The 11,880-nt window shown below is 61.4% G+C and carries 10 protein-coding genes; 1 reads left to right on the plus strand and 9 read right to left on the minus strand.

All coding sequences use genetic code 11. From position 1 onward, the window contains the following. Positions 1-9: 9 nt before the first annotated feature. The 7 genes from ACIA49_RS33835 to ACIA49_RS33865 all read right to left on the minus strand — a co-directional run bounded on the left by ACIA49_RS33835 (position 10) and on the right by ACIA49_RS33865 (position 6,564). A complete protein-coding gene (locus ACIA49_RS33835; RefSeq protein ID WP_396382075.1) occupies positions 10-285 on the minus strand; it encodes a phosphopantetheine-binding protein in 276 nt (91 codons plus the stop codon). After that, positions 282-1,274 (minus strand): NAD-dependent epimerase/dehydratase family protein, encoded by a 993-nt coding sequence (locus ACIA49_RS33840; protein WP_396382077.1) that lies wholly within the window; start codon positions 1,272-1,274, stop codon positions 282-284. The genes ACIA49_RS33835 and ACIA49_RS33840 overlap by 4 nt, the downstream gene beginning before the upstream one ends. A gap of 9 nt (positions 1,275-1,283) precedes the next feature. Further along, positions 1,284-2,696 carry a class I adenylate-forming enzyme family protein gene (locus ACIA49_RS33845; protein ID WP_396382078.1) on the minus strand — a complete coding sequence of 471 codons (1,413 nt, stop codon included), beginning with the start codon at positions 2,694-2,696 and terminating at the stop codon, positions 1,284-1,286. Positions 2,697-2,921: 225 nt separating this feature from the next. Continuing rightward, entirely contained in the window at positions 2,922-3,935 is a 1,014-nt protein-coding gene (locus tag ACIA49_RS33850; protein WP_396382080.1) for a hypothetical protein, read from the minus strand. Between the two features lie 261 nt (positions 3,936-4,196). Further along, positions 4,197-5,126: an alpha-1,2-fucosyltransferase gene (locus ACIA49_RS33855; protein WP_396382082.1), complete on the minus strand. Its 930-nt coding sequence runs from the start codon at positions 5,124-5,126 to the stop codon at positions 4,197-4,199. Positions 5,127-5,148: 22 nt separating this feature from the next. Next, the gene (locus ACIA49_RS33860; RefSeq protein ID WP_396382084.1) at positions 5,149-5,934 is read right to left on the minus strand and encodes a glycosyltransferase family 2 protein; all 786 of its coding nucleotides are present in this window, start codon (positions 5,932-5,934) and stop codon (positions 5,149-5,151) included. Between the two features lie 12 nt (positions 5,935-5,946). Beyond that, on the minus strand, positions 5,947-6,564 hold the full coding sequence (locus tag ACIA49_RS33865; protein WP_396382086.1) for a putative sugar O-methyltransferase: 618 nt from the start codon (positions 6,562-6,564) through the stop codon (positions 5,947-5,949). Between the two features lie 2,332 nt (positions 6,565-8,896). On the opposite strand from ACIA49_RS33865, the gene ACIA49_RS33870 reads away from it, so the two are divergent. Then, positions 8,897-9,241 carry a tyrosine-type recombinase/integrase gene (locus ACIA49_RS33870; protein WP_396382087.1) on the plus strand — a complete coding sequence of 115 codons (345 nt, stop codon included), beginning with the start codon at positions 8,897-8,899 and terminating at the stop codon, positions 9,239-9,241. Between the two features lie 39 nt (positions 9,242-9,280). On the opposite strand, the gene ACIA49_RS33875 is transcribed toward ACIA49_RS33870, so the two are convergent. Both ACIA49_RS33875 and ACIA49_RS33880 read right to left on the minus strand, forming a co-directional pair. After that, positions 9,281-10,492 (minus strand): acyl-CoA dehydrogenase family protein, encoded by a 1,212-nt coding sequence (locus ACIA49_RS33875; protein ID WP_396382088.1) that lies wholly within the window; start codon positions 10,490-10,492, stop codon positions 9,281-9,283. After that, positions 10,492-11,796 carry an acyl-CoA dehydrogenase family protein gene (locus tag ACIA49_RS33880; protein ID WP_396382089.1) on the minus strand — a complete coding sequence of 435 codons (1,305 nt, stop codon included), beginning with the start codon at positions 11,794-11,796 and terminating at the stop codon, positions 10,492-10,494. The genes ACIA49_RS33875 and ACIA49_RS33880 overlap by 1 nt, the downstream gene beginning before the upstream one ends. Between the last annotated feature and the right edge of the window lie 84 nt (positions 11,797-11,880).

The raw sequence follows: 11,880 nt of genomic DNA on the forward strand, positions 1-11,880 counted from the left end.
AGCCACCACCTATTCATTCGTGTGGGAAACAGCTGGGCCTGGGCGGGACGCAGCAATGAAGGCCACCAGCCGGTCCATCGACGTCCACCAGCCATCGGTCATATCGATCAACTGATCCGTGTCGATTCCGAACTCTTCTTCGAGCGTGACGAGGATCTCGAGGAGATGCAAAGAATCTACCTGCTCGAGGGCGTCCTGATCCGATGGAACCTCGAATCCCAGCACTTCTTCAACGATTTCGATAATGCGATCCTTAACTTTGCTGAGCTCGATCTCGCTCGTCATCGGCTATCGCTCCTTCGGGCTTCTCGGCGATTCAGCACTCCCCAATAGCTTTCGGCGGCGGCACGGACCACCGATCGAGATTCCGGATAGTTCAACAAGCTCCCGATCTCCGGGCTGGGGGCCTCCCAGACGACCACCGGGTGGGGCGCGTCAGATTCGACTTCTTCGACGGTGGTCGAGATCGGTGACTTCGAATTTGCCTGGTCCGCAACGGTGTTGGCGATATCGGACAACGAGATCGGTGATTCAGGTGTGACGACGTAACGCCGATTGGCCGGAATCCGTCCGGAGAGCGCGCCGCTGACCACTCTTGCCAGGTCCGACCACCAAATATACGAGTACTGGTTGCGAGGATTCGTCACGCGCAGCGCCTCCGAGCCGCCGTCAACGCTGGCTCGATTCGACCAGATCTCCGTAATCACGTCGTGCACCTGCGGCGCGGCGCACTTGTCGAAGCTCGCGGGCCGACCGAGGATCCGCGCCAGACTCAGATCGATCCAGTTCCCCCGACGGCCGGACTTCAGATGGTCGGCCCCCAGGTCCTTGGATTCCGCGTAGTCACCCAAAGCATTTGGATTAACAGATCCCAGCCGAGCGGGGAACACAGTCGAAGTATTGACCACAAGGTACTCACTGAAGACAGCATCCAGGCTGGATATCAGATTCGCCGCCACTTCGGCATTGTCGGCGAAATAGTCGGCGCGGACCGTAGCGTCCCGTTCCGGCTTCGACTTCGGGAAGCGACCCGCCAGGTGCAGCACCCGACACTTGGGCCCAAATCGATCTCGCACTGACCGCAACCGCGCAGCGAGGTCTGGCGACCGAAGGTCATCGACGGACCATTCAACACGGCTGTCCGGTCGGCACTCGTGCGCGCGTCGATCGCTGAGCAGGACTGGTGCCGCTAACCCGGCGATCTCGTCAGCACACAGATGGGCGAGGTATCCCGCAGCGCCGGTCACGATGATCGGTGAATCGGAGAGAATCATGACAGCTCGCTATTCTTCGCCGTCGAAGCGCACAAATTTTGGTCGCACGGGCTGTCCTTTGAAGTCTCTGGGGATCTCATCAACGAATTCAACCTTCCGAGGCACCTTGATCGAGCTCAGCATTTGGGCACAGTGATCCGACAACTCCTTCGAGCTGACCGTGGCGGCGACTTTCACTCGTGCAACGATGACCTGCCCAAGCCGAGGATGTGGTTCGCCGACGACCACGCAGTCCAGGACGGTCGGGTGCCTCAGGAGGGCGTCCTCGATTTCTTGCGGATCGACTTTCGCCGCACCCACGTGAATTTTGTGGTCGTCTCTTCCTTCGAGGAACAGGAATCCGTCATGAATGTGTCCGACGTCAGTACTCAAGACCCAGCCGTTCCTGAAGACTTCAGCCGACCGCTCCACGTCATTCCGATACCTTGTTGCGATGTACGGACTCCGCACAGAGATCAGGCCGGTACCTCCTGGTCGCACCGGTTCCCCGCTTACCGGCTCCCGAATGACGACTTCGACGCCGTCGAGCAATCGCCCAACCGATCGCGACAGGATGTCGGAGTCGGCTGAGTCGTTGTATGCGATGTGTCCGGCCTCGCTGCTACACATGACGTTCCGAACCGTGACGCCTTTCGCAATCATCTGCCGGGCTGTCCGCGGCCGCAGTCTCGCCGACGTGCACAGCGCCAGCCGGACATCGCGGATCTCCTCGGCGACAGGAATGTGCTGCGCGCCTATCTCATAGGCGTACGGCGTTCCAGAAATGACGCTCACGTGCCTGTCGACGATCTGCCTCCAGAAGTCCCTTCCACTTCTGACGCCGACCTGGACGAGCGCTGATCCTGCGACGAGCGCCGGAAGCACGGATGTGGTTGACAACGCGCTGGTCATCGCCGTGATCCGGTCCGCCGACCCGAAACCGGTCACTTCGGCAAGAGTCAGCACATCCCGGCTCAGGCGTTCGACGGTGCGGCTCACACACTTCGGTTTGCCCGTCGTTCCGCTGGTGAAGGTCTCCAGCCAGGGCTCCCCCAGAGGAGCGATTCCGCCGCTCCGCGAGGCCCCGAGGAGATCGCGAACCGCCACCCTCCCAGAAGCATCTGCATCCTGCCCTACAACAATTCCCGGCCCACACTTCTCGAGTACGTGAGCAAGCTCGCCAGGCTTGATGTACGGCGGAACAACCGCGACCCGCAAGCCGTTTCGCCAGCCGGCGAGGGTCAGCGCCACACAGACCAAGAGCTCTGAATGCGCGACTACGAGACACTGCCTTGTCTCCGTGATCGTCGCCGCCAGGCCGGTCGAGAGGCTGCGGATCAGGTCGGTGAACTCTGCGTAGCTTGTCGCCCGGCCGGCTTCGTCTATGAATGCCGGCCGACTGTCACCGGTGTGCTCGAGTACGAGATCAACAATATTCATCATCTGGCGCCCTCCTCACTCTCGCGGAACGTGCAGCACGGCTCTGCCCTCGCCACTCGACCGGATTGCCGCAGTCCTGATCTGCGGATAACAAGCAGGTTTATGAAAATCACGCTGCCGGGAGACGGGGCATCGCATCCCACGCCCCACGCAGGCTATCTCGACCATCCGGAAACAAGAATAGTCCCGGGCTTACACGCACATTCGCGCGCATAGGAACGTGATTTCCTATGCGAGATTCTTGCTCTGCTTGTCCAACTCATCGGCAAGTTGCGCCCAGTTGGCGGCATACTCTCTTGCAAGGCGACTGACGAGTACCGCACTATGGGGCGAGATATTTGCAAGGAGGCCCTTCCAATCTCGACCACCCATGGCATGCGATGCGAGCCAGCGCAGGAGACTTCGGCCCGACTCGTTGTACCTCAGCCTTGGGTCCGCGCGAAGCGAGCCCAATATCTCACCAGCCTCTACTCCGCTTTCCTTCGATTTCCGTGCCCGACCCGCGGGAGCGTTGGCATCGCGCCGCACGCCGAGCTCGTCCCGCGGTCGCTGGCTTTCCGGCACCGGATTCTGTCCTGACACAAATCGTTCTCGCACGTCCCGTGCCGTGCTGACCGAAATACCTGCCTCCTTGGCAATCGCGCGGAGCGATGCCTCGGGACGCTTCGTCAGAACTTCGACGGCGGCCAGGCGCCCTTCGGCCGAGCTCAGGGGTCGCACTCGACCGTCGCGTCCCGTCCGGGTGTTCGAGTGCGGACGCTGCGCTGTCGAACACTCGCGGATCGCGCTGATCGTTCTGGCTGACAGCCCAGAGGCGCGCGCGATCATTCGGTCGGACAGGTCGGGACGAACGTCGAGTATCCGTGTCGCAGCTGTGCGCCTGTCAGCGATAGACAGCGGCAATCCATGCGCGACATTGGACTGAACTGCGAGGATCAGCGATTCTTCGACAGTGCCGTCAAAGTAGACGGCGCGGATTTGTTGTTTCCCGTTGATCACAGCCGCTTCGATCCGGTGCCAGCCATCAATCACCGCACCCGTTTTCCGGTCCACCACAATCGGGGGCAGGTCGTCCGAAGCAAACGCCAGCGCCAATGCGTGATCTTGGATCACCCCACTCGATCTAATCTGCAGTGAGTCGATCAGTCCATCGATCTTAATCTCGATAATTGGCCCTGTTGGCGCGCTGACGATAGCATCCATTAACGCCTTCGATTCCAGGTTCTGTTCTGCGTGATCCATAGCACTCCTGGGGATCCGGCGGGCATCCAGCAGTTCTTGGGATATGCATAGATAGATCAATATGCCGTTGCAGCCGAGGTCGACTGACGGGCACTTGAGCAACCCGGAATACGATAGTTCATGCGGTTAAGTTGGTCGATAGGTAAAGACATGCATTGCACGTTGCTGCAATGACACGCCCATCGGTGGCAGCGCCGGCCGCCCAGGGTTACGCTCCACCTCTCGATGCACGGTTCGCGACCTCAGGTGCCAGGTGTCCCCTCAGGATCCCTCGCGTCTTACCGCCAAGATCAGTTCTTCTAGGGCCGCTTCCAAGAAGGCAAGTCGCTTCACAGCCCCGCGCTGACCGCGGCGGGTCGACGAGACGTCGGCACCACGGCCATCAACCCGTCCATCCGTATCGTCTTCGTCGTAGCCCACCTGAATGCTCTGACGAAACCGGAGTCTGCTCGACAGTTCCAGCCGCCTGGGCTCGCTCGCCGTGAACCACGAGTCTGGCATCACTACCCTGTCGCTACGTGCCAGATAGGACGCCCACCACGAAAATGTCGAGTTGGCAATCACATGACGATCGCATTGAGTCATAAGGACGAAGTCGATGATTGCGCTCGGGCTGGACACCACGACCCTCGGCAAGCACCACTCAAAATTTCTCAGGCACCACTCTCTGTCGTCAGTGAAGACAATGATCTCGCCGGGGCCGACTATGGACAGTGCCCGGCGGTAGTAGTCCATCGGGAGAACTACATGGCTGCTAGAATTGATGTAGTCGCCACGTCTTACGTGCAGAGCAATGCAGGTCCGCGACTCGTCTGAAATCAAGCGCAGGGCATCGAGTGCTGGCCCCTCGACTCGATCGAAGACACTGAGCGATGGAGTCAGGTACGTCAGCACCCGCTGTTCGCAATTTGCCCACAACGTCGGGTCCTGCATATACAGGCAGGCGTCGTACCCCAGCCGTTGGTAACAGAGGTACGCGGCATCGATGATCGCCCCGGAATTCTGCTCGCGCGAGAAATAAGACTCGGGGAGTGCCGGAAAGTGGTGTCGGTAGCGCCAGGCAGGTAACGTCACCTCCAACCCAAGGCTCGCCGCGATTCCGATCGTGCCGCTGATCTGAAACAGTTGATTGCCAAACTGACCGAACTCACCGAGTCGAGAAAATGTTACGCGTGAATTTCCCGTATCCATGGATCTACCTACCTTGGCGGTATTAGAGAATCTCGGCAAGACGCTGCATAGCCAACTCCCGCTTCGCGTCTGACATCGGAAGATTCCTGATGCGCGCGAGCCTGGCGAGCCGAACGGCGCGTAGCCTGTTTTGCATCGAGACACTTGAGGGGTAAATCCGGCGCGTATAGAGTTCGCGCGCAGAAATTCGCATATTGCCGCGCGCCATCATTCTCAGCCACAAGTCATAGTCCTCGACGCCTTCCATCCACTCGGCATACCCGCCGACCTCGTCGAAAGCAGCCCTCCGAAATATCACCTCGCCGTGATGGAATATGTTCTTGTGGACGAGGGCCTGTTCGACCGGCCCCCTGGATGCGAGCGTCCGGCGATGGCGCTCGATAGCCTCATAATATCGCCGGGCAACGATGTCGGTATTCTCGGCGAACTCGCAGATGACTAGACAACTGACCAACACCGTATTCAGATGGCGGTCAAGGAGATCGCATTGCTCCCGCAAGCGGTCCTGATGACTGACATCATCAGCATCCATTCGCGCAATATAGTTGCCGCGAGCGAGCTTCGCCAATCGATTGAGTCCGGCTGCGACCCCCTCGCTGGACCGGTTCTTCACTAGGCGAAGGCGAGGGTCCTGGGCAGCAAGCTCGTCGAGAATATCAGTTGTTCCATCGGTCGAGCCATCATCCAGGATGAGAAATTCAAAATTGGCCTCAGATTGCTCTAGAATACTGACTACAGCCTCGCCGGCTGTCAACTTCGCATTAAGGGCGGGCATGACGACCGAGACCCGAACATCCGAAGAATTCATGATCCCGCCACCTCACTGACTCTGTTGCCGAGGCATCGACTCAGGTTCTGTCGCCCAGGTCAGGATATAGTTTCTTCGATTCGTCAGCGGATCCTCGTCCCGTAGTTGCAGATCCGCGGTGATCCAGCGTCGAAAGTGTTCTCTCGTCGGACATTTATAGCTCAGATAGTTGCAGGTCATATATCCGTGACTTGCTTGATTTACAACGAGGTCCACATAGCGTCGGGCGACCGGCAACCTACACTCACTCAATGCGTAGTTGCTGATGACCAGGTCAATATTTGAAAGCAGCTGAACATCTTCATTGGACACCGGATGCACAGGAAAGTCGGGATCGAGGCGCTTGAGATATGAGGATTGCAGCAACCCCGCCTCGGGAAGATCGATTATCGAATATTCTGCGATGCGCAGGACGGTACCGAGAATCTTCGCCTGGCCGCCATACCCACCGCCAATCTCCGCGATGCGCAGATCCTCACGTTCGGCCAGGTGGGGGAACCAGCTGATTATGTCACTCAGCACTTTGATGTACCTGCAGGTTGTCGCCGACAACTCCCCCCACCCAGGAAATTCATATGTTTTAGGATTACCCAGCACATCGTTTTGCGAAAAGACGGCAGAATGCTGCACGAGTCCGGGCGTCTGCTGATCGCAGATTCGGAGGTAGTCGCGCGCTATTGGCTCTGTCACGTGCTCCAGGGCGAATGCTATCCGACGGTCCCTGCGAAAATCGCAGTCCACATTATTTGCGGCAGCTCGACAGAAATCTCGAAAGGTACTTGTGTCAGTCAGACTGGTTCGCATCAGCAGGTAGGCGGAAAATCCGCATCTCCTTTCGCGGCATGCTGTCCGGAAGAACGTTCCCAACTAAAGATTTCCCGCAGTGTACGTGAGCGGTGACTGTTCACTGAAGTGTTTGGTCACTGGTCTAGCCGCCATCCTGCTCTTCCCGCGAGTACCGTGACGGCTTGGCCGGATGCGGAACCCTCGGCGTTCCGCGTCCGGCTGGACTGTTTCAGCCCTGCGATGGTCGCCGTATTCGGTCAGCCAGTTGAGCAGTTCGGCGGTGGACGCCTCGAGCACATGGAGTGTTTGCGAGGTGGAAAAGTTGTATCTATGATCCTTTGATAGATCCGGTCTCCATCGTGGGTGGTTCGCTTCCGCCCTGTCGACTCCGATCCGTACTGGCAATCGGGATCGGCGAGGGCCATCCGCCCAAGGCGCGCTAGCGCCCGGAAATCTCCGTCGCCGGCGGCCCATCTAGGTCGCGATAGCGATCGTCTTCAATCGCCAGCATCCCGAGCGTCACCTCGCCGCGCCGCGTCGCCGGCGTTCGAGAAGTCAGCAGGGAGCGCGAAGGCCGCGATCACCAAGGAGAAGATCGAACGGCCCGGTCGAGCAGGACAACTGTCGAGATGTGCTGAATCTCAGATGAAGTCAAGCGGCGTGTCTCAGATATCTCGCGACGGTTGACATCGTCGTCTGAGAGCGGTGCGGCAACCAATTGACGCAGCCCATCGACGGTACGGGGAGAGCGTCGAAGGACATGCGGGTGGCCAGGTGAGCAATGTCTGCGAAGCCATGGCACAAGCAGCGATCAGTCGTCGCAGCGAGTTGTGCGGGTGACGACTGCGGTCTCGGCGGCTGACCGGCGGCTCACTCAGCTAACTCCGATCCCCCTAGGCACCGCGCCAGCAATCAGTGATCACGCGCTCGACTGCCGACACAATCGAACCTGCTGCTGCACGCATCTCTTTACGCACCTCAATCAACGCGCGAGGATGGCTAGTGATGGGCACAAGCGAGGAACAGATGGTCATCAGAACCCGTACCAGCAAGCGATTCTGCACGCGAATATGACAATCACTGGTCGGTCTCGGCTGGAAATCAGCGAAGCCGGGGTTCGACGCGATGCACTAGGGCATCGCTCTTCGGCGCTACGTATTTGGAGGGTGTCGATCCGGCACTGAATCCCCGTAGCTCACCAAGGGCATCACGGCCCTGGTCCTGAAATCTCCGGTCTCCACACGTTGAGCTTCGTCAGCTTGACGATCTAGGAGGCCGGTCGTGGCTTTTGCGAAGGATCAGTGGACGACGGCGGTTACGCACGCGGATGGGAGTGTTACGCGGGAGCGGAATCCGAAGCGGTGGGGGCGGGGGAAGCGATGGTTGGGGGTTTGGATCGATCCGCACGGGGATGAGCGGTCGAAGGCATTTGAGACGAAGGCGCAGGCGGTGCGCCATGCGACGGGGATGGAGACGGATCGGGATCGGGGGGATTATCTCGATCCGAATGCGGGGAAGGTTCGGCTCGAGGAGATCTGGGATCGGTGGATCAAGTCGCGGACGATCGACCCCGCGAGTGCGATTCAGTACGAGTCCAAGTGGCGACTACACGTGGCACCGCTGTTCGGGAAGCGGATGGTCAAGAGCATCCTGCCGTCCGAGATTGCGGTGTGGCTGACGGACCTCATGGGTACCTACGGACCGTCGACGGCACGGAGTGCGTTCCTGGTGCTGAACGGATGTCTTGAGCTCGCTACAGCGGATGAGCTCATCAAGCGCAATCCAGGGCAGTCCCGGGTCGTCAAGAAGCCCTCGCGGCGGTTCCCGCAGGTTGTTGCTTGGTCGGACGAGACGGTTGAGCGGATCATCACGGCTCACCCTGAGCGGTATCGACTGGCTCCCACCATCGGGTCGACCGCCGGCCTGCGCCAAGGCGAGATCTTTGGGCTCTCGATCGAGGATCTGGATTTCGAGGAGCAGGTGATCAGGGTGCGGCGTCAGATCAAGAGACTTGGACAGCAGTGGGTCTTTGCGCTGCCCAAGAACGACAAGGAACGGGCTGCCCTGGGAACAGGTCGATGGCGAGCTCCAGAGCAACGACCTCCTTTTCACTTGGTCAGACGGTCGAGCGCTCCGGGCGGACCTGTACAACCTCGTGGTCTGGAAGCCCGCCATCGTGGCAGCCGGCGTGATCCCGCCGCCAACGAAGGATGCCCGGGGCCGTCGGCACTACAAGTCCGACTACACGGCCGGGATGCATGCGCTGCGGCACTACTTCGCGAGCATCACCCTGGCGGATGGTGTCAATATCAAGGAGCTCTCCGAGTACCTTGGGCACTACGATCCGGGATTCACCCTGCAGATGTACACGCATATGCTGCCCTCGTCGTACGGCCGCGCTCGTCAGGCTGTGGATCGCCGGCTTGAGCGACTTGCTCTGCGGCTCACGGAGCAGCGACGGAGCAGGCTCGAAATCGGGCCAGATCACACCGAGCTCGACAGCGGGCCTGACCTGATCTGATGACCGTCCCGGGCGGGGCTGAAATGCTTGCAGACAAGGCTATTTCAGCTCCGCGGACGTCTTCCCCAACAGCCGGCGGGCGACGATTAGTTGCTGGATTTGTTGGGTGCCTTCGAAGATGTCGAGGATCTTGGAGTCGCGGGACCACTTCTCGAGGAGGTGGTGTTCGGAGTAGCCGAGGGAGCCGGTGAGTTCTACGCAGCGGAGGGTGATGTCGTTGGCGGTGCGGCCGGCTTTGGCTTTGGCGATGGAGGCTTCGAGGGAGTTGGGACGAGCGTTGTCGGCCATCCAGGCGGCTTGGAGGGCCAGGAGGTGGGCGGCTTCCCAGTCGGCTTCGAGTTGGAGGTAGGTGGAGGCGGCGGCTGGTTGGAGGTGGGTGGGGCGGTCGTAGTCGATCTCGACGCCCGCCTCGGCCAGGAGGTCCCTGGTCAGTTCCAGGGAGGCTCGGGCTACGCCGACGGCCATGGCCGCGACCAGGGGCCGGGTGTTGTCGAAGGTCTGCATAACGCCCGCGAAGCCTTTGCCTGTGTCGATCTCGGGGGAACCGAGGAGGTTGGCGGCGGGGACCCGGGCGTTCTCGAAGCGGATGGTGGCGGTGTCGGAGGCGCGGATGCCGAGTTTGTGTTCGAGGCGTTCGACGGTGACGCCGGGGGTGTCCTTGGGGACGACGAAGGACTTGATGGCCGCGCGACCGGCCGACTTGTCGAGGGTGGCCCAGACGACCACGGCGTCACAACGACCGCCGGCGGTGACGAAGATCTTCTCGCCGTCGATGATGTAGTCGTCGCCGTCGCGGCGGGCGGTGGTGCGGATGCTGGCGGAGTCCGAGCCGCATTCGGGCTCGGTGATCGCCATGGCGGCCCAGACGCCGTCGAAGCGGCGGAGTTGTTCGTCCGAAGCGACCGACGCGATCGCGGAGTTACCCAGGCCCTGCCGCGGCATCGAGAGCAGCAGACCGACGTCGCCCCAGCACATCTCCATGATGGAGAGCACCGAGGACATGTTCGAACCGTTCTTGATGCCGCTGTCTTCATTGCCTTCGGTACGGCGGACTCCCGCCGCACCGGCTCCCGAACCGGTGCCTGAGGCCCCTAATCCGTCGACCATCGCAGCGAGCATGTCCAGCTCGACCGGATACTCGTGCTCGGCCAGGTCGTACCGGCGGGAGTTCGGCCGCAACATCTCGGCCGCGACCTGGTGAGCCTGGTTGACGAAGGCCCGGAACTTGCGAGGCGTCTCGAGGTTGATCATCAGACCAGCACCGCACCTTCCATGATGCCGATGGCGCGCAGATCGCGGTACCAGCGTTCGACCGGATGTTCCTTCACGAACCCGTGCCCACCCAGCAGTTGTACGCCGTCGGTACCGATCTGCATGCCCTTGTCGGTACACAGCCGCCGGGCCAGCGCGACCTCACGAGCGAACGAAAGCCCTTGCTCAGCACGCGATCCGGCCCGATAGGTGACCAGCCGCATACCTTCGAGCTCGATCGCGATGTTCGCGACCATGAACGCGACCGACTGACGGTGGCTGATCGGCTCCCCGAAGGCCGTGCGCTCGTTCACGTACGGCGTCACGTAGTCGAGTACCGCTTTCGCCGTACCGAGGGAGAGCGCACACCAGCTGAGCCGCGAGAGGCGGACGCATTCGAGGTAGTCGTCAAAGGTGCCGAGCTGAACAGCTGGTACGTCGTTCAGGATCACCCGGCTGAGTGAGGCGGCCCGCAGGCCCATCGACGGCTCGGCCTCGATCGTGACACCGGGATGACCGGATTCGACCAGGAACAAGGCCGGACCGCGATCTTCCAGCTGGGCCGCGATCACGAAGAGCTCGGCCTCGGCACCCCGCGGGACCAGCGACTTCACGCCGGTCAGCTTGCCCCCGGTCACCCGGGTGCGCAGGTCGAACGGGTCGAAGAGTGGGCGGGGTTCCAGAATCGCGAGCGCCGCGGCCGCGACCGAGTCTCCGGTGAAGGCCGGCAGGTACGTCGCCTGCTGGGTCTCGTCGCCCCACAGCGAGATCGCCGTACTCACGGCCGCCGGAGCCAGGCAGGCAACCGCCTGACCCATGTCCCCGTGAGAGAGCGCTTCCGCGACGAGAACGCCGGTCATCGCGGAGCGCTCGGTGACGATGCCGCCGAGCTCCTCCGGCACCTCGATCAGGCTCAGCCCCAGCTCGGCGGACGAGCTCAGCACCTTGGCATCGGTCGCGCAGGCGGTGTCCGCCGCGGTGGCGGCCGGGCGCAGCACCTCCGCGGCGAACTCCCGCACCACCTCGACGACCGTCTGCTGATCCTCGGTCGGCGTCAGGTCGAACTTCCCGGTCCCCCGCGCCGCCGGCAACCGGGACGGTTTCGCCAGCTTCGACGCGGCCGAGAAACTCCGGGAGAGCGCTCCCGCCGTCCGGAAACCGCTCTTCGTCGCCTCGAACACCACCCGCTCGGTCTGCTTGCGCCACCCGAACCGGTCGATCGTGCGCGACTTCGCCAGCCGGTTCAGCCACGCGACCCCGAACCCGATGACGTCCCGGCGCCGTTCTCGCTCCAGAAGGCTCATACCCGCCACTGTAAACCGAAGTTACAACTGGAGTCACGTGACCCAGGCCACAGCAGCCCCGCCGCAGCCTCGCCGGGGGCTGCT

Source organism: Kribbella sp. NPDC051587, from assembly GCF_044453945.1.
Lineage (GTDB): Bacteria > Actinomycetota > Actinomycetes > Propionibacteriales > Kribbellaceae > Kribbella.